The organism is Nonomuraea monospora (assembly GCF_039531895.1).
In the GTDB taxonomy this organism is placed as follows: Bacteria; Actinomycetota; Actinomycetes; order Streptosporangiales; family Streptosporangiaceae; genus Nonomuraea; species Nonomuraea monospora.
This window is the reverse complement of sequence record NZ_BAAAQX010000001.1, coordinates 433,448-454,317: the sequence shown is the minus strand read 5'-3', so window position 1 is coordinate 454,317 and position 20,870 is coordinate 433,448. Positions and strand designations below refer to the sequence as shown.

General features: G+C 72.7%; 19 protein-coding genes. 8 read left to right on the top strand and 11 right to left on the bottom strand.

What is annotated here, in order from left to right; all coding sequences use genetic code 11:
• Positions 1-34: 34 nt before the first annotated feature.
• Entirely contained in the window at positions 35-361 is a 327-nt protein-coding gene (locus ABD331_RS02130) for an ArsR/SmtB family transcription factor (protein WP_344470456.1), read from the bottom strand.
• Positions 362-452: 91 nt separating this feature from the next.
• On the opposite strand from ABD331_RS02130, the gene ABD331_RS02125 reads away from it, so the two are divergent.
• Together ABD331_RS02125 and ABD331_RS02120 are read left to right on the top strand one after the other, a co-directional pair.
• Complete coding sequence (locus ABD331_RS02125; RefSeq protein ID WP_344470455.1) at positions 453-1,190, top strand: ankyrin repeat domain-containing protein; 738 nt, start codon at positions 453-455, stop codon at positions 1,188-1,190.
• Between the two features lie 138 nt (positions 1,191-1,328).
• Entirely contained in the window at positions 1,329-1,535 is a 207-nt protein-coding gene (locus tag ABD331_RS02120; protein ID WP_344470454.1) for a hypothetical protein, read from the top strand.
• Between the two features lie 3 nt (positions 1,536-1,538).
• Here ABD331_RS02120 and ABD331_RS02115 read toward each other — a convergent pair whose 3' ends face one another.
• The 3 genes from ABD331_RS02115 to ABD331_RS02105 all read right to left on the bottom strand — a co-directional run bounded on the left by ABD331_RS02115 (position 1,539) and on the right by ABD331_RS02105 (position 4,745).
• Entirely contained in the window at positions 1,539-2,543 is a 1,005-nt protein-coding gene (locus tag ABD331_RS02115; protein WP_344470453.1) for an enolase C-terminal domain-like protein, read from the bottom strand.
• 10 nt (positions 2,544-2,553) lie between these two features.
• The gene (locus ABD331_RS02110; protein ID WP_344470452.1) at positions 2,554-3,936 is read right to left on the bottom strand and encodes an MFS transporter; all 1,383 of its coding nucleotides are present in this window, start codon (positions 3,934-3,936) and stop codon (positions 2,554-2,556) included.
• Between the two features lie 77 nt (positions 3,937-4,013).
• Entirely contained in the window at positions 4,014-4,745 is a 732-nt protein-coding gene (locus tag ABD331_RS02105) for a TetR/AcrR family transcriptional regulator (protein ID WP_344470451.1), read from the bottom strand.
• Between the two features lie 103 nt (positions 4,746-4,848).
• On the opposite strand from ABD331_RS02105, the gene ABD331_RS02100 reads away from it, so the two are divergent.
• Positions 4,849-6,300 carry a DHA2 family efflux MFS transporter permease subunit gene (locus tag ABD331_RS02100; protein ID WP_344470450.1) on the top strand — a complete coding sequence of 484 codons (1,452 nt, stop codon included), beginning with the start codon at positions 4,849-4,851 and terminating at the stop codon, positions 6,298-6,300.
• Positions 6,301-6,309: 9 nt separating this feature from the next.
• Here ABD331_RS02100 and ABD331_RS02095 read toward each other — a convergent pair whose 3' ends face one another.
• From ABD331_RS02095 to ABD331_RS02075, 5 genes are all read right to left on the bottom strand, one after another.
• Entirely contained in the window at positions 6,310-7,479 is a 1,170-nt protein-coding gene (locus tag ABD331_RS02095; protein WP_344470449.1) for a VWA domain-containing protein, read from the bottom strand.
• Between the two features lie 50 nt (positions 7,480-7,529).
• Entirely contained in the window at positions 7,530-9,761 is a 2,232-nt protein-coding gene (locus ABD331_RS02090) for a DUF5682 family protein (RefSeq protein WP_344470448.1), read from the bottom strand.
• A gap of 127 nt (positions 9,762-9,888) precedes the next feature.
• Positions 9,889-10,953, bottom strand: a complete 1,065-nt coding sequence (locus ABD331_RS02085; protein WP_344470447.1) for an AAA family ATPase — start codon at positions 10,951-10,953, stop codon at positions 9,889-9,891.
• Positions 10,950-12,338 carry a DUF5691 domain-containing protein gene (locus ABD331_RS02080; protein ID WP_344470446.1) on the bottom strand — a complete coding sequence of 463 codons (1,389 nt, stop codon included), beginning with the start codon at positions 12,336-12,338 and terminating at the stop codon, positions 10,950-10,952. Before ABD331_RS02080 ends, ABD331_RS02085 begins: the two co-directional genes overlap by 4 nt.
• Positions 12,339-12,378: 40 nt before the next feature.
• Positions 12,379-14,463 carry an SWIM zinc finger family protein gene (locus ABD331_RS02075; protein ID WP_344470445.1) on the bottom strand — a complete coding sequence of 695 codons (2,085 nt, stop codon included), beginning with the start codon at positions 14,461-14,463 and terminating at the stop codon, positions 12,379-12,381.
• A 377-nt stretch (positions 14,464-14,840) separates the two neighbouring features.
• On the opposite strand from ABD331_RS02075, the gene ABD331_RS02070 reads away from it, so the two are divergent.
• Positions 14,841-15,386, top strand: a complete 546-nt coding sequence (locus ABD331_RS02070) for a cupin domain-containing protein (RefSeq protein ID WP_344470444.1) — start codon at positions 14,841-14,843, stop codon at positions 15,384-15,386.
• Between the two features lie 124 nt (positions 15,387-15,510).
• On the opposite strand, the gene ABD331_RS02065 is transcribed toward ABD331_RS02070, so the two are convergent.
• Entirely contained in the window at positions 15,511-16,260 is a 750-nt protein-coding gene (locus ABD331_RS02065) for an SDR family oxidoreductase (protein ID WP_344470443.1), read from the bottom strand.
• Positions 16,261-16,358: 98 nt separating this feature from the next.
• Between ABD331_RS02065 and ABD331_RS02060 the strand changes: the two genes are divergently transcribed.
• The 4 genes from ABD331_RS02060 (at position 16,359) to ABD331_RS02045 (ending at position 19,772) form a co-directional block, all read left to right on the top strand.
• Positions 16,359-16,910, top strand: a complete 552-nt coding sequence (locus tag ABD331_RS02060; protein ID WP_344470442.1) for a TetR/AcrR family transcriptional regulator — start codon at positions 16,359-16,361, stop codon at positions 16,908-16,910.
• Positions 16,911-16,958: 48 nt separating this feature from the next.
• Positions 16,959-17,231, top strand: a complete 273-nt coding sequence (locus ABD331_RS02055; RefSeq protein ID WP_344470441.1) for a DUF1876 domain-containing protein — start codon at positions 16,959-16,961, stop codon at positions 17,229-17,231.
• A gap of 100 nt (positions 17,232-17,331) precedes the next feature.
• Complete coding sequence (locus ABD331_RS02050) at positions 17,332-18,201, top strand: UTP--glucose-1-phosphate uridylyltransferase (RefSeq protein WP_344470440.1); 870 nt, start codon at positions 17,332-17,334, stop codon at positions 18,199-18,201.
• 32 nt (positions 18,202-18,233) lie between these two features.
• Positions 18,234-19,772, top strand: coding sequence for an aldehyde dehydrogenase family protein (locus tag ABD331_RS02045; RefSeq protein ID WP_344470439.1), 1,539 nt, complete (start codon positions 18,234-18,236; stop codon positions 19,770-19,772).
• A gap of 46 nt (positions 19,773-19,818) precedes the next feature.
• Here the strand turns inward: ABD331_RS02045 and glnII are convergent, their stop codons facing one another.
• Positions 19,819-20,838 carry a glutamine synthetase gene (gene glnII / locus ABD331_RS02040; RefSeq protein WP_344470438.1) on the bottom strand — a complete coding sequence of 340 codons (1,020 nt, stop codon included), beginning with the start codon at positions 20,836-20,838 and terminating at the stop codon, positions 19,819-19,821.
• Positions 20,839-20,870: the final 32 nt, after the last annotated feature.

Genomic DNA, 20,870 nt, shown 5'->3' with positions numbered 1-20,870 from the left:
ACACGCTGAAGGCAGGTGCCGGTGACCCCGGTCGTCAGAGCGAGCGGCCGAGCACGTCCACGAGGCGGGAGATGCGCTCCTCGTCCCGCTTGTAGTGCGTCCACTTGCCCACGCGCGTGGAGCGCACCAGCCCGGCGCGCTCCAGCGCGGCCATGTAGGCCGAGACGGTGGACTGGGCGAGGCCGAGCTTGGCCTGGATGTGGCTCACGCAGACGCCGACCTCGTGCGGGTCGGCGATGCCTGTCTCCACCGGGAAGTGCGCCTCCGGGTCGCGCAGCCACTGGAGGACCTGGAGTCGCACGGGGTTGGCCAGCGCCTTGAACACCTCGACGAGGTGCGCGGAAGTGTCGTCCTGAGCCATCGGCGCCGAGTATAGCCCGACATTTCGTGGAACCTCGATATGAGCCGGTTAACCGGTGGAGACGGGCGCGGGGGGCGTACAGACTGGGCGCATGAGCTATGAGGAGCTACTGACGGCCGCGATGCTCGGGCGGCGCGAGGAGGTCGCGCGACTGCTAGCGGCAGGCGCTCCGGCGGGCCTGCCGCAGGCGCTCTACCAGGCCGCCGTGCACGGGGACGCCGACATCGTCCGGGCGTTGCTGGCCATCGGCGCCGACCCCGATCTGGAGAGCGGCGGCGACGGCGAGGGGCTGCCGCTGTGCGCCGCCGCGTGCTGGGGGCACCTCGACGCCGTGAACGCGCTGCTCGACGGGGGCGCCGACCCCGACGTGCGGGAGGACGCCGCAGGGAGCGCCATGACGGCCCTGCACTGGGCGGCGGCGGGCGACCACCTGGCCGTCGCGCGCGCCCTGCTCGGCCGGGGCGCCGACCCCTCTCTGCCCGACGGCGCCGGCAACACCGCGCTCTCCCGCGCCGCCGAGCGCGGCGCCACGGCCGTGGTGAGAGTGCTGCTCGGCCACGGGGCCGTCCCTGACGCGCGGGCGTTCGATCACGCGCGGCGCCACGCCGGGCTCGACATCGAGGCCGAGGTACGTGCGCGGGCCGGGCGGCACGCGCCGCGGGACGCGCGGATCAGCGTGCGGCGGGAGGAGGCGGAGGGCGGCGGCGTGCGGGTCGTGGCGGAGGTGCGTGACGGCGCGGGACGGCTGCGCTCGGAGACCGCGCTGGGCACCGGCCACGCCGAGATCGTCCGCCTGCTGGAGGCACGCATGGACGCGGAGTCAGGCTGAGCCGCCGCCCCCGGCACGCACGCGGCCCTCGGCCCACCGGAGCGTAAAGAACGCGCCTCGCTCCTGTGGCGTACCCGGCGGGCCCCTGACGGCTCGTGGTCTCCTGGGCGGAGTCCCGTCACTCAGGAAGGTCCCGACATGCGCCACCGCGCCCACCTACTGCTGGCCACCGCCGCCCTGGCCGCCGCACTCGCCCCGGTCGTCGTCACCGAGCGCCCCACGCCTCCCGGGCTGATCCGCGGCACGCAGAGCGTCCGTCACGCGCTCATGGGGGCGGGCCAGCACTTCTACCGCCTGTCCGACATCCTCGGCGGCATCAACTGGCACCACCAGCTCACGCTCTGACCCTCAGACCCGGAACGACTCCTTGGACAGGCGCCGCACCCGCGTCTCGTCGATATCGTGCCCGAGCCCCGACTGGGTCAGCGGAACGGCGATGACCCCGGCGTTCGCGTCCACGATCGGGGTGACGATCTGGTTCTGGCGGGGCGGCTGCGTGACGTCGCACGGCAGCGTGCAGCCCGGCAGGCTGGCCACCGCCACCGTGGCCGCCCTGGCCAGGCCCGCCCCCTGGCCGCCCGTGCACTGGATGTCCCAGCCCGCCGCGGCGGCCCTGTCGTGCGCGCGCCTGACCTCCGACAGCGACGCGAACGCGGCCGGCCGCAGCAGCAGCACCCGCGCCGCCCGTACCGTCAGGTAGTCGTCGAGCTCGGCGGACGAGCCGGCCTCGACCGCGACCGAGGCGGTCACCTGGTCCTGGAGCGAGGCGTGGGCGTAGACGTCGGAGGTGGCGAAGGGCCGCTCGATGACCTCCAGGCCGTAGGAGTCGAGGGCGACGAGCTGGCCGAGGTCGGTGTAGGCGGTGCCGCAGTCGACGGCGAGGGTCAGCGCGGGGTACGCCTGGCGCACCGCGCGTACGGGCTCGACGTCCCAGCCGGGCCGCACGTCCAGTGTGACGTGCCCGTACCCGGCGCAGACCTGCTGATTGACCCGGGCCACGAGACTCTCCACGGACGGGTCGGGCGCCAGCCGCACGGTGGCCATGAGCGAGGTGCGGGTGCCGCCGATCGCCTCGGCGAGCGGCACCCCGCGCATCCTGGTCCACAGGTCCCAGCAGGCCATGTCGACCGCGGAGTCGCCGCGGGCCACCGTGTCGGGGTGCTCCCAGTCGACGCCGACGAGCTGCGCCGCTAGCGACTCCTCCAGCCTCGACCAGGTCTTGGCCTCCGGAGCGGTCGCCTCGCCCCACCCGGTCATGCCCCCGTGATCGGTGAGCTTCACGAGCAAGGTCTCCGCCCTCCTGCCGTACGGCAGGACCAGCCGGAAGACCTCGAGCTCCCGCACTCGCGGCATGTACCCCCCTTTAGGACGCGGTCCCTTCCATAGTGCCCGCTGCCCGGGAGTGAACGAAACGCGGGGCCAGCACGGCGCCCAGAATCGCCAGCGCGACGGTGAAGGCCAGACCCACCGCGTAGTTCTGCGCGGCGGCGGTGAACAGGGCTCCGCTGACCGCGACGGCCACCACCGTGAACACCGACTCGCCCACGCCCACGGCCGCGGTGTTGTTGCCTTCCTCGCCCTCCTTCGACATCTCCAGCACCAGCACCGACACGGTGGGGTGCAGGACGCCGATGCCGAGCCCGACGGCGGCCATGCCGAGGTGCGCCAGCACGAGCGGCACCGGGTCGATCAGGACCAGCGTCACCAGCGAGATGCCGGCCGCGATCAGCACCGCGCCGCCGCGCAGGGCCGCCATGTTGCCGATCATGCCGCGGCCCTTGATCCACGAGCCGGTGGACCAGCCGAGGGCGCCGACGGTGAGGACGATGCCGGCGGCGGTGACGCTCAGGCCGCGCTCGTACTTGAGCATGAGGGGGATGAGCACCTCGGCCGCCGTGTACGAGCCGAAGGCCAGGCCGCGCAGCAGCGGGCCGGTCGGCAGGCCGCGGGCGGCCCTCATGGAGCCGGGCAGCAGCAGCTTGGGCAGCGACACGGCCAGCAGGACGATGCCGGCGGCGAGCAGGGGCAGGCCGGCCAGCTTCAGCGCGCTGCCGTACTGGATGAGGGCGGCGGCGACGGCGGTCAGCGTGGCGAAGACGAGCTTGCGGCCGAGGCCGGGGGCGGGCTCGGCGGCGCCCTCGTGGACGGACCTGCCGACGGTGCCGCGCCAGAGCAGCAGCGCCGACGGGATGACGATCACCGTGACGCCCAGGAAGATCCACCGCCAGTCGAAGTTCTCCGCGATGAACCCGGCGATGGCCGGGCCGATCATCGACGGCACCACCCAGGCGGCCGAGAAGGCGGCGAACACGCGGGGATGCATCGCCGGTGGGTACGCCCTGGCGACCAGCACGTACAACGCCACCTGGGTGGCGCCGGTGCCGAGCCCCTGCACGAACCGGCCCGCCACGAACACCTCCATGGTCGGCGCCAGCCCCGCCAGCAGCAGCCCCGCCAGGAACGTCACCACACCGGCCATGATCGGTTGGAGCGGCCCCCGCACGTCGCTCCACCTGCCGCCCAGCACCGTCGCGATCACGCTGGCCGCCAGGGTGGCGCTGAAGGCCAGGTTGTACAGGTGCATGCCGTCGAGCTCGCGGGCCACCACGGGCATCGCGGTGGCCACCGCCATGGCCTCGAACGCCTGCAACGTGACCAGCGCGATCAAGCCGACGCTGAGCGCGCGGTACTGCGGCGAGACCACGCTCGCCGGGGTCCGCACGGGTCCTTCAAGGGTCGTTGTCATACCGGCAAACTATGGCGAAGACCCTGGTCAGCACATCGGGCGGCGGTCCTAGGCAATTCGGCCTATGGCGCGTACGACTAGGTCTTGGGCATCCGCGCCTCGATGCCGTCGAGCAGCAGCTCCAGCCCGTAGGTGAAGCGGTCCTCGCCGTCGCCGGCGATCAGGTCGTTCACGTGGTCGCGCAGGTGCGGGAACCGCTCGACCGGCAGCGCCCGGTAGTAGGCGACGATCTGCGCGACGAACGCCTCGAAGTACTCCTGCGGGCTGCTCATCCCGGACGCCCGCATCCGCGCCCAGTGCAGCGAGCCCTCGTAGGCGTCGCCCACCAGGTAGAGCGTGAGCCGGTCCATGGCCAGGGACGCCTCGCCAGGCGGCATGCCCGCCTCGATCAGCAGCCCGTACGTGAACTCGCCCATGCGCAGCGAGTTCTCGCCCGTGGGGATGTTGGCCAGCGCCGCCCTGGCCACGTCGGCGTGGTCGCGGAAGACGCGGTGCATCTCCTGGGCGTAGTCGCGCAGCTGCTCCTTCCAGCGGGACGGGTCGGGCTCCGGCAGCCGGACCTCGCTGAGCACCCGGTCGTAGATCAGCTCGAGCAGCTCCTCCTTGGCCGAGACGTGCGCGTACAGGGAGGCGGGGCCGGTGTCGAGCTCCTGGGCCACCCGTCTCATGCTCAGCGCGTCGAACCCCTCGGCGTCGAGGATGCGCAGCCCCGTCTCCACGATCAGCTCCTGGCTGAGCTGCCGCTTCGCCTGCGGGGGGCGGCGCGGTTTGCGCCACGGGGGCGCCGGCACGTCCTTGCTTCCGACCATACGAACACTGTACTTGACACGAACGCTGTTCGTCACTAAAACGGTGTTCGTTGACGAACGCCGTTCGTCGCTTGGAACACCGTTTCTCATTTGAGGAGATGTCATGACAGTCACCGCGTCATCGGCCCCGGCCGACATAGCGCCCTATCGGTGGCGCTGGGTCGCCTTGTTCGTGATCCTGGCCGCCGAGGTGATGGACCTGCTCGACGCGCTCGTCACCGCCATCGCCGCCCCCACCATCCAGCAGGAGCTGGGCGGCTCGGAAAGCCTCGTGCAGTGGCTCGGCGCCAGCTACACCCTGGCCATGGCCGTCGGCCTGATCACCGGCGGGCGGCTCGGCGACCTGTTCGGCAAGAAGCGCATGTTCGTCATCGGCGCCGCCGGCTTCACCGTCGCCTCACTGCTGTGCGGCATCGCCACCGGCCCGGAGATGCTGATCGCCGCCCGCGCCGTGCAGGGCCTGTTCGGGGCCGTGATGCTGCCGCAGGGGCTGGGGCTGATCAGGGAGATGTTCCCGCCGCGCGAGATGGGCAAGGCGTTCGGCATGTTCGGGCCGGTCATGACCATCTCCTCCGTCGGCGGGCCCGTCCTGGCCGGCTGGCTGGTGGACGCCGACTTCTTCGGCACCGGCTGGCGCATGATCTTCCTGATCAACCTGCCGATCGGGCTGGCCGCCGTCCTGGCCGCGCTGCGCTTCCTGCCCGAGTACCGCCTGTCCAACGCCACCCGCCTCGACCTGCCCGGCGTCGCGCTCGTCTCGGTCGCCGCGTTCCTGCTGATCTTCCCGCTCATCCAGGGCCGCGAGGCCGGCTGGCCCGCCTGGACGTTCGTCTCGATGGCCGCCTCCGCCGTGATGTTCGCCCTCTTCGGCCGGTACGAGTCCCGCCGCGCCAGGTCCGGCCGCGACCCCCTGGTCACCCCCAGCCTGTTCCGCAAGCGGGCCTTCGTCGGCGGCCTCGTCGCCGGCCTCGCCTTCTTCTCCGGGCTGACCGGCTTCGGCGTCGTCTTCAGCTTCTACACCCAGGCCGGGCTCGGCTTCACCCCGCTCCAGGCCGGCCTGACCGCCCTGCCCCAGGCCCTCGGCGGCGTGGCCGGCTTCGGCCTGGCCATGGCCGGGCTCCAGGAGAAGCTCGGCCGCGGCCTCATGCAGATCGGCGCCCTCGTGATGGCGGCGGGCGCCGCCGTGCTCGCCCTCACCATCCACGTCTCCGGGGTGGACGTCAGCGCCTGGCAGCTCTCCCCCGGCCTGGCCCTCGTCGGCGTCGGGATGGGGCTCACCATGGCGCCGTTCTTCGACATCGTGCTGGCCGGGGTCGAGCCGCACGAGACCGGCTCGGCGTCCGGCACGCTGACCGGGGTGCAGCAACTCGGCGGCGCCTTCGGGACGGCCGTGCTCGGCACGCTCTTCTTCGACCTGCTCGCCGATGGGTGGGAGTTCGGGGCCTCCATGGAGGTGACGGTGTGGGTGGAGGTCGGGCTGCTGGTGCTGACGTTCGCGCTGGCGTACCTGCTGCCGCGCCGCGCCCGGCCGGAACAGCAGCCGCACGGCGCGTGACCGCCGCCCTCAGCCCCGGAGGTGGCGTTCGGCCCACTGGGAGATGTCGCGGCGTTCGATCGCGGCCGCCATCAGGTCGGGGAAGGCGTCGGGCGTGCACGCGAACGCGGGCACGCCCATCGCGGCGAGCGCGGCGGCGTTCTCGTGGTCGTAGAACGGCGCCCCCTCGTCGGACAGCGCGAGCAGCACGATCACCTGCACCCCGGCCTGCGTCATCGCCGCCACCCTGCGCAGCATCTCCTGCCTGACCCCGCCCTCGTAGAGGTCACTGATCAGAATGAAGATCGAATCGGTGGGCCGGGTGACGAGCCCCTGGCAGTAGGCGATCGCCCGGTTGATGTCCGTACCGCCGCCGAGCTGCGTCCCGAACAGCACCTCCACCGGATCATGAAGCTGGTCGGTGAGGTCCACCACCGCCGTGTCGAACACCACGAGCGACGTCCTGAGCGACCGCATCGACGCCAGCACCGCCCCGAACACGCTCGAATACACCACGGACGCCGCCATCGACCCGCTCTGGTCGACGCACAGCACCACCTCCCGCTGCACCGACCGCTGCCGCCGCGCGTAGCCGATCAGGCGGGACGGCACCACCGTGTTCCTGTCGGGCAGGTAGTTCTTCAGGTTCGCCCTGATCGTGCGGTCCCAGTCGATGTCGGCCACCCGCTTGGGCCGGTGCGTCCTGGCCGAGCGGTCCAGCGCCCCCGACACGGCCGCCCTGGTCTTCTGCGCCAGCCTGCGCTCCAACTCCTCCACCACCCGCCGCACCAGCGCCCTCGCCGACTCGCGGGCCTGGTCGGGCATCACCTTGTTGAGCGCGAGCAGGGTGCCTACCAGGTGCACGTCCGGCTCCACCGCCTCCAGCATCTCGGGCTCCAGGAGCAGCCTGGTCAGGTTCAGCTTCTCGATCGCGTCCCGCTGCATGACCTGGACGACCGTGGACGGGAAGTACGTGCGGATGTCGCCCAGCCACCTGGCCACCCGGGGCGCCGACGCGCCCAGGCCGCCCTGCCTGCGGTCCCGGTCCGCGTCGTCGCCGCCGCCCTGGTCGTAGACGGCGGCCAGGGCGGCGTCCATCCGGGCGTCCACGCCGTCGAGGCCGCAACCGGTGCCGTCGGCGGGCCCGCCACCGAGCACCAGCCGCCACCGCCGCAACCGCTCATCCGACGCACCGTCCACCCGGCCCTCTCCACCGCGGCCCGCCTCCGCCCGGCCTTCTGGCTCAGCGCTCACCCGTCAGCCCTCCCGATGATCGTCAGCACGGTCGCGACCGCCGCCGCGGCCCGGCGTTCGTCCACGTCCTGCTCCCCCGCCCCCTCCGCACGCCCGGACGACCGGAGCCGCTCCCCGATGGCCCTGCGCTCCGGCACCGCGAACCCACCGAACGTCCGCCGCAGCAACGGCAGCACGTCCGTGAACTGCTCCGCGGACAGCCCGCTCAGCCACCCGTCCACCAGCCCCAGCAGCCGCGGATCGTGCACCAGCAGCAGCCCGCCCCCGGCCAGGAACCCCTCCACCCAGGCCGCCGCCCGCGCCGGAGCCTGCCCCCGGGACATGGCCCTGGACATCCGGTCACCCGCGTCGTCCAGCTCACCGGAGTCCAGCAGGATCCGGGTGAGCCGCCCCTCGATGAGCCCGTGCAGGTCCTGCCGGTCGCTGATGCTCCGCAACGTGCCCAGCCACCGCTCCCTCGGCCCCGCCCCGTCGCCCGCCTCGCCCTCGCCGGACAGCAGGGCGACGGCCGAGTGGACCGCGTCCACGTGTTTGAGCAGGTCGGCCGCCGCGCCGTCGTCCAGGCCCGTGACCGCCACCGGCAGGCCGGCGCGGATCCGCTCCAGCATCGAGCGCACGATCACCGCCAGCCCCTCCGCCGAGGTGCCGCGCACGTCGCCGTACCGGTGGGCGCGCACCATCGCGGGCAGCGCCGCCATGAGGCTGGTGACGTCCGTGTCGAGCGCCGCCTTGGCCGACAGCACCGCGAGCACGCCGGGCAGCGCCTGCGGCAGGTCCGCCAGCAGGCACCGCTCCACCAGCGACGCCAGGTCGGCCAGCGCCGCCGACGACTCCCCCGCCAGATCCCTGGCCCGCTGCGCCGCCGCCGCGGCCACGGTGGTGCCGAGGGCGGCGTGCTCGATGAGCGCCAGGTCGTGCTCGGGCCGCCACCGTAACGTCCAGGTCTCCCTGAACGTGCCCTTGCCGCGCGCCTGCCCCGGCGTGCCCCACCCCACCCCGAGCAGCCCCAGCCGGTGCAGCAGATGACTGCGGTCCAGGTCGAGGGGTTTGCGCAGGTCGAGGTCGATCTCCCGGTCGAGCGCCTCCGGCTTGAGCTTGAGCCGCCGCTGCTGCTCGCGCAGGTCCCGCTGCAGCGGCACCATCGGGGTGCCGTCGCTGACCTGGCCGAGCCGGTCGCCGACGACCATGCGCCGCTGGATCAGCTCCACGGCCAGGTCGTCGCCCTCGCACAGCACCGCCCTGGCCGCCTCGGTGACCTCGCCCAGCCCGGCCAGCGGCCTGCCGCGCAGGGTGGCCAGGCCGTGCGCGAGCCGTACGGACTCGATGACGTGCGCCGACGACACCGCCAGCCCCTCCTCGCGCAGCACCCCCGCCGCCCGCGTCAGCCACCGCTCCACGGGCTGGTCGGGCGCCTCGAACAGGTGGTGGTACCAGCCCGGCGAGTTGATGCCCGCGCCGTAGCCGCTCCACGAGGCCAGCCGCCCGTACGTCCACGGCACCCACGTCAGCTCCGCCTTCACCTTCGGCAGGCCGCGCAGCAGCGCGTTGTCCGCCGCGGCGGACGGCAGGGGGGCGGTCAGCGCGGGCACGTGCCAGGCGCCGCAGATCACCGCGATCCGTCCGTAGCCCTGCTTGATGGCCGCGCGCAGGGTTTTGCGCATGTACGCCTCGCGCCTGGCCTCCCGCTCGTCCGGCTGGTGACCTTCGCGGACGGCGGCCATCGCCTCGGCGATCACCTCGAACGGGGTGTCGCCTTCGCGGTGTTCGACGACGTCCTCCCACCAGCGTTCCGGATCGTCGTAACCGGCGGCGGCGGCCAGCGCGCCGATGGGGTCGGTCAGGACGGCCGGTTCATCGGGCGGGTCGTTGGACGGGTCGTCGGGCGGATCGTCGGACGGGTCGTCGGGCGGATCGTCGGCCAGGGAGTGGGCGGCGGGCAGGTCGCAGAAGCGCACCGGGATGCCCGCCGCGGTGCCGTACAGGATCGCCTGCCACTCCGGCGAGAACACCGCGAACGGCCAGAACGCGGCCCGCGCGGGCGCGCCCGGCACGTGCGCGAGCAGCGCCACCGGCGGCTCCATGCCGGGTGCCAGCGCGACCAGCGCGTCCGCCTCGGGCGGGCCCTCGATGAGGATCGCGTCGGGACGCAGCCGTTCGAGCTCCCGCCGCACGGCCCGCGCGGAACCGGGACCGTGGTGCCGCACCCCCAGAACCGACACCCCGCTCATCGCACCTCCACCCGAACCGGGACGCCGCCCACACGACCACCGCACGTCGTCGGAGCGCCGCTCGCACGACCATCGTCAGCCGACGGAACCCCACTCACACGATCCCTGCCAGCCGTCAGGACGCCGCTCATGAAACCTCGCGACAGGCACGGTAGAAGTCGCGCCACTCGGCCCGCTCACGAACCACCGTCTCCAGGTACTCCCGCCACACCACCCGATCAGAAACCGGCTCCTGCACCACCGCCCCCACGATCCCGGCGGCCACGTCGGACGGCCGCAGCACCCCGTCGCCGAAGTGCGCCGCCAGAGCGATCCCGCTGGTCAGGACGGAGATGGCCTCCGCCGTGGACAGGGTGCCGCTGGGCGACTTGACCTTGGTGCGGCCGTCCTCGGTGACCCCCGTGCGCAGCTCCCTGAACACGGTCACCACCCGCCGGATCTCCGCCGGCCCCGTCGTCGTCTCCGGCAGCTCCAGGCTGCGGCCGAGCTGGGCGACGCGGCGGGCGACGATGTCCACCTCCTCCTCGGCGGTGGCGGGGACGGGCAGCACGACGGTGTTGAAGCGGCGGCGCAGCGCGCTGGACAGCTCGTTGACGCCCCGGTCGCGGTCGTTGGCGGTGGCGATCACGTTGAAGCCGCGCTGCGCCTGCACCTCGCGGTTCAGCTCGGGGATCGGCAGCGTCTTCTCCGACAGGACGGTGATCAGGGCGTCCTGAACGTCGGACGGCATGCGGGTCAGCTCCTCGACCCTGGCCACCCTGCCCTCGGCCATGGCGCGCATGACGGGCGACGGGGTCAGCGCCTCGAACGAGGGGCCCTCGGCGAGGAGCCTGGCGTAGTTCCAGCCGTACCGGATGGCTTCTTCCGCGGTGCCTGCGGTGCCCTGGACGAGCAGCGTCGAGTCGCCGCTGATGGCGGCGGCCAGGTGTTCCGACAGCCACGTCTTGGCGGTGCCCGGCACGCCGAGCAGCAGCAGCGCGCGGTCGGTGGCCAGCGTCGCCACGGCCACCTCGACGATGCGGCGCGCGCCGACGTACTTGGGGGTGATGTGCTCGCCGTCGCCCAGGATGTACGTGGTCACGGCCCACGGCGACAGCTTCCAGCCCGGCGGCCTGGGCCGGTCGTCGTCCTTGGCGAGGAGGGCCAGCTCCTCGGCGTACTGGTCTTCCGCGTGCGGGCGCAGAACGGTCATCGGGAGAGCTCCTTGTACATGTCAGCGCGGAAACGCAGCAGGGCGGCGACCTGCTGGACGGGTTCGGCGGGCGAGTGGTCCTCGGCCAGCTCGAACAGGGCCGGGTCGATGTGCTCGCCCGCCAGTTTGACCAGCTCGCCGAGGTTCCACGGCTGCGTGGTGTTCACCTTCACGATCTTGTTGAGGACGGCCGTGGCCAGGCCCTCGCGCCAGTGGGACGACACGCCGCCCAGCACCATGATCAATTGGCTGTCCAGGTCGTGGGCGCGCACGAACCTGGCGGCCAGCTCCTGCTGTTCCTCCGGCGGCAGCGATTCGAGCAGGTCGGCGATCGGGTCCCAGGCGAACATCGCCCGCGCCCACTCGGGGTCGCGCTGCAGCACCGCCGCGCGTACCCAGGCCGCCTTGACCTCGGCGTCCCAGTCGGGGATGCGCATCGCCAGCAGCTCGTTCGGCCGTCCCCAGCAGGACAGAGGGGCCCGCGCGATGATCTGCTGCAGCCACCAGGCGCGCTCGCCGATGCCGCGCGGCGGCTTCGGACGCACGCCGTCGCGTTCCATCGCCCTGTCGCAGGCCGTGGGCGCCTCCACGGCGATCACGTCACCGGTGATCGTCACGCAGGCGCGCACCCGCTCGGCCATCCGCCGCGCCAGGCGCGAGCCGGGCAGGCGGGTCAGCAGGTTCGCGGCGGCCTGGCGCACCTCCCTGCGGCGGTCGTCCAGCGCCTGCTCCAGGAACGGCTCGTCGGCCATGCTCAACCCCTCGGCCAGCACCTCCACGAACCCGGCCCGGTCGTCCGGCGTCTCCCGCTCCCACGTGCTCTCCAGCAGCCGCCTGGCCTGCGCGGGGTCGGCCGCCCTGAGCGCGCACAGGTGGGCGCGCCGGTCGGCGGCGCCGCCCAGCTCCCACGTCTCGCCCGTGGGCTCCTCCAGCAGGTACGCCCAGGCGGGGTTGAGCCCGGCCAGCCAACGGCCGCGCTGCCCGGCCAGCACACCCAGATGCACCCTGATCGAACGGTCGCGCCTGCCCCGCTCCAGCAGCTCGGGCAGCACGTACGCGGGCACCCTGCGGCCGGTCGCCGCGGCGGCGGCCAGCCATTCGGGGATCAGGCGCTCGTTCTCGCCGCCGAGCAGCCTGCCCAGCCGCTCGGCCGCCCTCCTGCCCACCGCCTCCCGCTCCTCTTTTGGCGCCGCCTGTCGCTCCTGCGTCGGCGCCGCCTCCCACTCCTCCGTGGGCGCCGCTTCCCGTGTGGCCGCCACCGCCACGCTTCTCCCCGCACGCCGGCGCGCCACCTCGATGGCCGCCGCCTCCAGCAGGTCGCCTGGGTACGGCCTGCGGTCGGTGCCCACCAATGCCGTCGAAGCCAAGTCGTCCCAGCCGGTCATGGGATCGCCACCCCTCTGTCTGTGTCGTTGTGCCGGCCGGTCACAGGATCACCGCCGTTCCGTCCTCGTCCCAGGCCGTCAGGGGGCGCAGGCCCTGCGGGGTCCACTCGGCCGCCACCGTCAGGGGGTGACCGCCTGAGACGGCCATCAGGCGCCAGGGGTCGTGGGCGCGGGGGTGGAGGGGGAGGCCGGAGATGGTGGTGCGGTCGGGGGTCACGTCGGTGAGGACCAGCGGCCAGGATTCGGTCCACGGGTCCTCGGCCAGCGCCCGAGCCACCTCGTCCAGCGCCTCGTCAGGCGACATCCCGGGCGGGATGCCCTGCGCCCGCGTGGTGGCGGCCGGGGGTGTGGTGGGCGGTGCTGCGGCTGGTGTGGCGGACGGCGGCACAGCGGCCGAAGGCTCTGGGTGTGCGACGCGTGAAGGCGCAGCATGCGACGGTGTGTCGTCCGATGACGCGACGTGCGGCGGCGGCCCCGATGGGGGGTGCGGCGGCGCGGCTTGCGGTGCCTGCGGCTGTGCGCCGGTTTCTCGTGCGTTGGGTGGTGCGGGCGCAACGGGAGCGGCCTCCGACAGCGCGCCTGCGGACGGCGGTGGAGCGGCCGTTGTCGGCGAGCCCGGTCGGGTGGTCGGTGAGCCCGGTCGGGTGGTCGGTGAGCCCGGCCAGGTGGTCGGTGAGCCCGGCCAGGTGGTCGGTGAGCCCGGCCAGGTGGTCGGTGAGCCCGGTGGCGTGGTCGGCGAGCCCTGTCGGGTGGTCGGCGAGACGGTGCCGTGGCGGGTGGCTACGAGGGCGCGGAGGGGTGCGGCGCCCGGGTAGTACGTGAGGTCGGCGTCGATGGTCGTGCCCGTGACCAGGGAGGCGTCCAGCGCCTGGCCCTGCGGGGCGAACGACAGGATGAGGGCGGGCCGGCCGGTGTGGCGGCCACGCAGCCAGACGCGGCGGGCCGTCAGCCGGTCCTGGACCTCGTCACGCCGCCCCAGCACGTCCCAGTGATCGCGCACCGGCGGCCCCGCCAGGACCTCTTCCCTCGTGACGGGAAAGCCGGTGCGGATCAGGACGGTCTGCGCCAGGCGTTCCGGCAGGTGGGCCCGGCGGCGGTAGGCGATGGCGAGCAGGTTGATGAGGGCGTACTCCTCCAGGAGCCGCCCCGGCCAGTTCTCCTCGGCGCGGACCCTTGCCAGGCGGGACACGACGCCTGCCACGCCGGGCGCCTGGGCGTCGATGAGGCGCTTGGCGAGGCCGTCCCAGTCGTGTTCCTGGGCTCCCGCGAGGCCCTGCCGCACCTGGTCGGCCAGCCATCGCTCCAGCTCGGCCAGCCCGGCGGCGACCCGCTGATGACGTACGGACTCGCCCCGACCAGGTGCGCTACCAGCGGCCACCGATTGAACGGCCCCTGAGGGAGCGCCACCGGACGACACACCCGTTTCGGCCCCGCCACCGTCCACCGGCATGCCGCCATCGGGGCCGCTTCCGGTGCCGCTCACAAGCATGGCGCTCTCGGGGTTGCTTCCGGGGCCGCCCATGAGCGTGGCGCCCTCCGGGCCGATCTCGGCGCCGTCCACGAGCGTGGCCCTCTCGGGGGCGCTCTCAGTGCCGTGCTGCGGGCCGTCCGCGTCCGTTGTGGGAGGGCTGTCCGAGGCGTTCAAGCGTGCGCCGGAGCCACCTCCCGCACCGACATCAATGCCCGCCTGCGGATCGGCATCCGCTCCACCGGCCGCACCGCCGCCGACGCCCGCTCCCCCGGCGGCCTTGGCGCGGGCGGCCTCGAGGCGGGCTGCTGACTTGGCGGCGCGGTCGGCGCGGCCGTCCAGCCACTCCGCGACCCACTGCGGCAAGGCCTCACCTACGACCGGCACGCCGTCGGCGGACCACAGGAGCAGTAGGCCGAGCGCGTGCTTGCACGGGAACTTCCTGCTCGGGCAGCTGCACCGATAAGCAGGCTCGCTCAGGTCGACGGCGGCGAGGTACGGCTTGGCGCCGCTGCCCTTGCACTCGCCGAACAGGACGGTGCCCGTCGTGCCGCGCAGCGACCACTTGCCGGCCGCTGCCACCCCCTGCGCCGCCTTCTGGGACGACGCGTCGGGGGCGAGGGCGAGCACCTGATCGCGGCTCCACCGTTCAGTCACCTGCCGCAGATTACTCAGGGGGACCGACATTCCGCGCGGGGTCCGGATGATCCCGGACAGTCGCGGAGAACGTGATCGCGAGCCGGTTGTGGGGGTGGGGGCGGTCGCGGGCCGCGCGGAGGTAGAGGCGGTCGCGGGCGGCACGGGTACGGGGCCGGTCGCGGGCAGCGCGGGAAAGGGGCGGGTCGCGGGCCACTCGGGTGCGGGGCGGGTCGTGGAAGGCGCGGGTTGAGGGCGGTCGCGGGCCGTGCGGGGTCAGGGTGGTCGCGGGCCGTGCGGGGTCTGGGTGGTCGCGGGTGGTGGTGCATGGTCAGGGTGATGGCCGTGAGTAGGGGTGGAGGTGGGGGATGTCTGGAATGTCGTCATAAACTCGGCATGTGGAGTTGCGGATCTACCCCGACGGCCCGTCCATCGAGGTGTCCGACGAGGAGGAGGCGCTGAAGAGCGCTCTCGACGGGCAGCTCGTCCTCGACGGCCACCGTTTCCTGCGCAGGGACGTCACCGGCGCCCCCGTCGCCTTCGTCGAACGCCCGCCCATCGCCAAAGCCCTGGACCTGCTCCCCCATCCCGAGGGCGGCTGGTTCAAGGAGACCTACCGCTCGCCCGTCACCTTCTCGCCGGACGGCTACCCAGGCCCCCGGGCCAGCGTGACCGCCATCTACTTTCTGCTGCGGCCCGGTGAGGAGTCCGTGCCGCATGTGGTCAGGTCGGCGGAGATCTGGCTGTGGCATCGGGGCGGGCCGCTCGATCTGACGATCGGGGACGAGACGGTCGTGCTGGGTCCGGACGTGGAGCGGGGGCAGGTGCCGCAGGCGGTTGTGCCGGGTGGGGTGTGGCAGTCGGCGCGTCCGGCGGGGGACGTGGAGGTGCTGGTGAGCTGCCTGGTCTCGCCGGGCTTCGACTTCGCTGACTTTTCTGCTTAGAGTCCCGGTCCGTGACGCGGCTGGCGCTGCTTGGTGTGGATGCGGCGTTCGCGGGGTGGGCGCGGGCGTTTTGTGAGCGGCATCTGGATCGATCACGGCACCTGGCCTGGGTACGGGCACGAGGTCAGCCCTGGATGGTCGGGCGGATGACGATCTCGCCGATCTCCACGTCCTCCGGCTGCTCGATGGCGAAGGCGATGGTCCGGGCGACGGCCTCCGGGGCGATGGCGAGCCGCTCCATGTCACGGCGGACCTGTTCCCGCACCTCGGCGTTGTCGATCCAGTCGGCCAGCCCCGTCCGTACGTACCCCGGCGACACCGCCGTCGTCCGCAGCACCCCGTCGGTCGACTCCTGCCGCAACCCCTCCAGGAGGGTCCGTACGGCGTTCTTGGTGGCGGCATAGACGGCCTGCGTGGGCACGATCTTGAGCCCGGACGTGGACACCGTGGTCACGAGATGGCCGCGCCCCTGGCGGCGGAAGACGGGGAGGGCGGCGGCGATGCCGTGCAGCACCCCGCGCAGGTTGACGTCGATCATCGCCGACCAGCCGCCCACGTCGAGGTCGGCGACGGGCCCTGTCCTGGCGATGCCGGCGTTGCCGACGAGCACGTCCAGCCGCCCGAACTGCTCGACGGCCAGGCCGACGAGGAGTTCGAGGTCCTCGCGGCGGGCGACGTCGGTGGCGCGGGTGACGGCGCGCCCGCCGGCCGCGCGGATGTCGGCGGCGATGGCATCGAGGCGTTCCGTGCGGCGGGCGCCGAGGACGACGGCCGCGCCGCGCGAGGCGAGCAGGCGCGCGGTGGCCTCGCCGATCCCGCTGCTCGCCCCGGTGATGACGACGACCTTATAACTGAGGTCACTGGGCACAGACATGGCGCAAGGGCTCCTGACTAGAATGGACACGTGTCCGCTTATGACACGACCAACCATAGCGGACACGTGTCCGTTTAGCTAATCTGCCGAGGACTCTCATGACCGCTCCCCGCCGCCGCGCCGACGCCGCCGAGAATCGTGAACGCATCATCGAGGCCGCCCGGGCGGTGGTCGCCGGCGCGGACGAGGTGCGGCTGAACGAGATCGCCAAGCGCGCGGGCGTCGGCCAGGGCACCCTCTACCGCCACTTCCCCACCAGGGAGCACCTGCTCGCCGAGGTCTACCGGCAGGACGTGGACGAGCTGGTGACCGCCGCGCCGAAGCTGCTCGCCGAGCACGACCCGCTCACCGCCCTGACCCGCTGGCTCGCCAGGGTGGCCGACTACGCGCAGGTCAAGCGGGGGGTGCTGGCCGCCGTAGAGGCGGGCGTCCGGCGGGATCTGTCCGCCCACAGCCAGGGGCCCATCGGTGACGCGCTGGCGACGCTCCTCGACGCGGGCAAGGCCGACGGGACGGTCCGTCAGGACGTGGACGCGCGCGACGTCATCCTCCTGCTCGGCTACCTGACCCGCCTGGAGGACGGCGAGTGGGACGGCCGCGCCCGGCACCTGCTGACGGTCATCCTGGAAGGCGTCCGCAGCCGCGGCTGACTCCGAAGAGGGGGGTTTACAGGCGGCAGGGCAGTGAAGGGGCGGGGCATGGAGACGAAGGAATGGACCGTGCGCATCTCACTCGCCGAGGACGGCGACGACACCTCGGCGCGGGCGACGCTGACCACAGGGGACGGCGAGAGCGTCACCGGGACCGGCCGGGCCCGGCGCAACCCGGCCGACCCGTCGCAGCCGCGGATCGGGGACGAGCTGGCCGCCTCCCGGGCGCTGGCGGATCTGGCGCAGCGCCTGGCCGTCATCACGAGTCACGATATTTCGGAGTCTGACGCGGAATCGCCCGCGCCGACGCGCTCCTGGTGAGCCCACCCTCGGCAGGAGAGAAGATCACTGGCTGGGGTAGCGTCCTGTCCGTCGCGCCATCCCCACGATCCGTCACGCCGTCCCCACGAGGAGAGACCCCATGATCCGCAAGGCCGTGATCCCGGTGGCCGGGCTGGGCACCCGGCTGCTGCCCCTGACGAAGGCGTTGCCGAAGGAGATGCTGCCGATCGGCGACAAGCCGGTCATCGAGCACACCATTCGCGAGCTGGTCGAGTCCGGCATCGACGACATCACCATCGTCACCTCGGCCCGCAAGGACCTCGTCCAGCGGCACTTCGCCCCTGACGCGGACCTGGAGCGCGAGCTGCGCGTGGCCGGTAAGGACGACCTGGCCAACGCGGTGGCCGAGCTGTCGTCGCTGGCCCACATCACGTACCTGTACCAGCGCGGCCCGTACGGCAACGGCACGCCGGTGCTGAACGCCGCGCGGGTCATCGGCGACGAGCCGTTCATGGTGCTGTGGGCCGACGACGTGTTCGTGGCCGAGGTGCCGCGCGCCAGGCAGCTCAAGTCGGCCTACGAGGCGACGGGCGCCCCGGTGCTGGCCCTCATGCCGATGGCGGTCGAGGACGCCTCCCGCTACGGCGTGCCGATCGTCGAGGAGGACCTCGGCGGCGGACGGCTGCGCATCTCGGGCCTGGTGGAGAAGCCGCGCCCGGAGGAGGCGCCCTCCCGGTACGCCGCGATCGGCGGTTACGTCGTCACCCCGGGCGTGGTCACCGAGCTGGAGGCCGCCACGCGCCGCTGGCAGGAGAACCCCGAAGGCGAGATCTACCTCACCGACGCCCTGCACCGTCACGCCACGGCCAATCCGGTGTACGGCCAGGTCATCGACGGCACCTGGTACGACACCGGCTCGCCGCTCAACTACTTGCGGGCGCAGTTCGCCGCCGCGCTGGCCGATCCGGTGCACGGCCCGGAGCTGCGCAAACTGGCCCGGGAGAGCTAGCGTCTACGCAAGAACTTACGAGGAGGGCACCGGTGAGCCGACAAATCGTTTCCATCGTGGGCGGCAAGGACGGGGAGGCGGCGAGCACGTACGAGTCGATCAATCCCGCCCGCACGGGCGAGGTGGTCGCGCGGGTCGGCCTGGCCGACGCGGAGGCGTTCGCGGCGGCCTGCCGCACGGCCAAGGAGGCGCAGCGTGAGTGGGCGAAGGTGCCCGCGCCGGTGCGCGGCCGGGTGATCGCGTCGATCGGGCGGCTGGTGGAGGCCAACACCGAGCGGCTGGCCGCGCTGGTGACGGAGGAGATCGGCAAGCCGTACGGCGAGGCGCTGGGCGAGGTCAGGGAGATCGTGGACACCTGCGACTTCTTCCTGGGCGAGGGCCGCAGGCTGTACGGGCAGACGGTCCCGTCGGAGATGCCGGACAAGAACCTGTTCACCTTCCGCAACCCGATCGGCGTGGCGGCGGTCGTGACGGCGGGCAACTTCCCGGTGGCGGTCCCGTCGTGGTATCTGGTGCCGGCTCTGCTGTGCGGCAACGCCGTGGTGTGGAAGCCCGCCGAGTACGCCGCCGCCTCCGCGCACGCCCTGTTCAAGCTGTTCGCGGCGGCGGGCCTGCCCGACGGCGTGCTGAACATCGTCTTCGCCGGCGGCGCCGACACCTTCGCGGGCCTGGAGCTGGCTCTCGGCGAGGGCACCGTGCAGAAGGTGGGGTTCACGGGCTCCAGCGAGGTCGGCAGGAAGATCGGCGAGCTGACCGGCCGCCACCTGCAGTCGGCCTGCCTGGAGCTGGGCGGCAAGAACCCGATGGTGATCATGCCGGACGCGGATCTCGACCTGGCCGTCGAGGGCGCGCTGTTCTCCGGCTTCGGCACCGCCGGCCAGCGCTGCACCAGCCTGGGCACGGTGATCGTGCACGAGAGCGTGCACGAAGCGTTCGTGGAGCGGTTCGCGCGGGCGGTCGGCGCCGCCGCCATCGGCGACCCGGCGGGCGACGTGCTGGCGGGCCCGCTGCTGGACTCGAAGTTCGCCGACCGGTACGAGGAGTACCTGACCTGGATCGAGCCGCACCACCAGGTGGTCACCGGCGCGACCGGCCGGATCACCGCGGATAACCCGCGCGGCGGCTTCGACGGCGGCGACGGCCTCTACTACCACCCGGTCGTGGTGGACGGCGTGCGGCCGGGCGACCGGCTGTTCATGGAGGAGACGTTCGGCCCGATCGTGGGCGTGACGTCGTTCGCCACCCTGCAGGAGGCGCTCGACCTGGCCAACCTGCCCGGTTACGGCCTGTCCAGCTCCATCTACACCACCGACCCGCAGCACGCCTTCCGCTTCCGCGAGGGCATCTCGGCCGGCATGGTCAGCGTCAACAACTCCACCTCGGGCGCGGAGGCGCACCTGCCGTTCGGCGGCAACGGCAAGTCGGGCAACGGCAGCCGCCAGTCCGGCGTGTGGGTGCTCGACCAGTTCACCCGCTGGCAGGCGATGAACTGGGACCACTCGGGCCGCCTGCAGAAGGCGCAGATGGACGTCGCGGAGATCGTCCCCGACCTGGACTTCCGCCTGGCATGACAAGAGCGGGGCCCCTTCACGCGAAGGGGCCCCGCTCTCAGGAAGATCAGACCTGGCCGGCCTTCTCCAGGGCCGCGCAGCAGGTGTTCACCAGCAGGCGGGCGACCACGTACGGGTCGACGTTGGCGTTCGGGCGACGGTCCTCGATGTAGCCCTTCTTGTCCACCTCGACCTGCCACGGGATGCGCACGGAGGCGCCGCGGTCGGACACGCCGTAGCTGTACTTGTTCCACGGCGCGGTCTCGTGGGCGCCGGTCAGGCGGCTCTCGATGTCGGCGCCGTACTGGCGGACGTGCTCCATCGGCTTGTCGCCCTCACCGAGCGCCTCGCAGGCGGTGATGATGGCCTCGTAGCCCTCGCGCATGGCCTTGGTCGAGAAGTTGGTGTGCGCGCCGGCGCCGTTCCAGTCGCCGCGGGCGGGCTTGGCGTCGAGGGTGGCCTCGACGCCGTACTCCTCGGCGGTCCGGTAGAGCAGGTAGCGGGCGACCCACAGGTGGTCGGCGACCTCAAGGGGGCCCGCCGGGCCGACCTGGAACTCCCACTGGCCGGGCATGACCTCGGCGTTGATGCCGGAGATCGCCAGACCGGCGGCGAGGCAGCGGTCGAGGTGCAGCTCGACGATCTCGCGGCCGAACACGGCCTCGGCGCCGACACCGCAGTAGTAGTGGCCCTGCGGGGCGGGGAAACCACCCTCGGGGAAGCCGAGCGGGCGGCTGCCCTTGAAGAAGGTGTACTCCTGCTCGATGCCGAACCAGGACTCCTGCGCGGCGTACTGCTCGGCGATCGGGCGGAGCAGCGCGCGCGTGTTGCTGACGTGCGCGTCGCCGTTGATCTCCTCGACCTCGCACAGGACGAGCTTGTTGTCGCCGCCGCGGATCGGGTCGGGGCAGACGAACACGGGGCGGAGCACGCGGTCCGACGAGTGGCCCTCGGCCTGGTTGGTGCTGGAGCCGTCGAAGCCCCAGACCGGAGGCTCGGCTCCGTCGGCAAGGATCTTCGTCTTCGAGCGGAGCAGAGCCGTGGGCTCGGTGCCGTCGATCCAGATGTACTCAGCCTTGTAGCTCACGGCGGTCCTTTCGGGGTTTCTCTCAGCCACGC

Bases quoted from the DNA above. Each gene is read 5' to 3' on its own strand.
- ABD331_RS02060 (WP_344470442.1), top strand. From the start codon at position 16,359: ATGACCGCTCCCCGCCGCCGCGCCGACGCCGCCGAGAATCGTGAACGC.
- ABD331_RS02125 (WP_344470455.1), top strand. From the start codon at position 453: ATGAGCTATGAGGAGCTACTGACGGCCGCGATGCTCGGGCGGCGCGAG.
- ABD331_RS02130 (WP_344470456.1), bottom strand. From the start codon at position 361: ATGGCTCAGGACGACACTTCCGCGCACCTCGTCGAGGTGTTCAAGGCG.
- ABD331_RS02115 (WP_344470453.1), bottom strand. From the start codon at position 2,543: ATGCCGCGAGTGCGGGAGCTCGAGGTCTTCCGGCTGGTCCTGCCGTAC.
- ABD331_RS02105 (WP_344470451.1), bottom strand. From the start codon at position 4,745: ATGGTCGGAAGCAAGGACGTGCCGGCGCCCCCGTGGCGCAAACCGCGC.
- ABD331_RS02110 (WP_344470452.1), bottom strand. From the start codon at position 3,936: ATGACAACGACCCTTGAAGGACCCGTGCGGACCCCGGCGAGCGTGGTC.
- ABD331_RS02090 (WP_344470448.1), bottom strand. From the start codon at position 9,761: ATGAGCGGGGTGTCGGTTCTGGGGGTGCGGCACCACGGTCCCGGTTCC.
- ABD331_RS02085 (WP_344470447.1), bottom strand. From the start codon at position 10,953: ATGACCGTTCTGCGCCCGCACGCGGAAGACCAGTACGCCGAGGAGCTG.
- ABD331_RS02080 (WP_344470446.1), bottom strand. From the start codon at position 12,338: ATGACCGGCTGGGACGACTTGGCTTCGACGGCATTGGTGGGCACCGAC.
- ABD331_RS02050 (WP_344470440.1), top strand. From the start codon at position 17,332: ATGATCCGCAAGGCCGTGATCCCGGTGGCCGGGCTGGGCACCCGGCTG.
- ABD331_RS02120 (WP_344470454.1), top strand. From the start codon at position 1,329: ATGCGCCACCGCGCCCACCTACTGCTGGCCACCGCCGCCCTGGCCGCC.
- ABD331_RS02100 (WP_344470450.1), top strand. From the start codon at position 4,849: ATGACAGTCACCGCGTCATCGGCCCCGGCCGACATAGCGCCCTATCGG.
- ABD331_RS02055 (WP_344470441.1), top strand. From the start codon at position 16,959: ATGGAGACGAAGGAATGGACCGTGCGCATCTCACTCGCCGAGGACGGC.
- ABD331_RS02065 (WP_344470443.1), bottom strand. From the start codon at position 16,260: ATGTCTGTGCCCAGTGACCTCAGTTATAAGGTCGTCGTCATCACCGGG.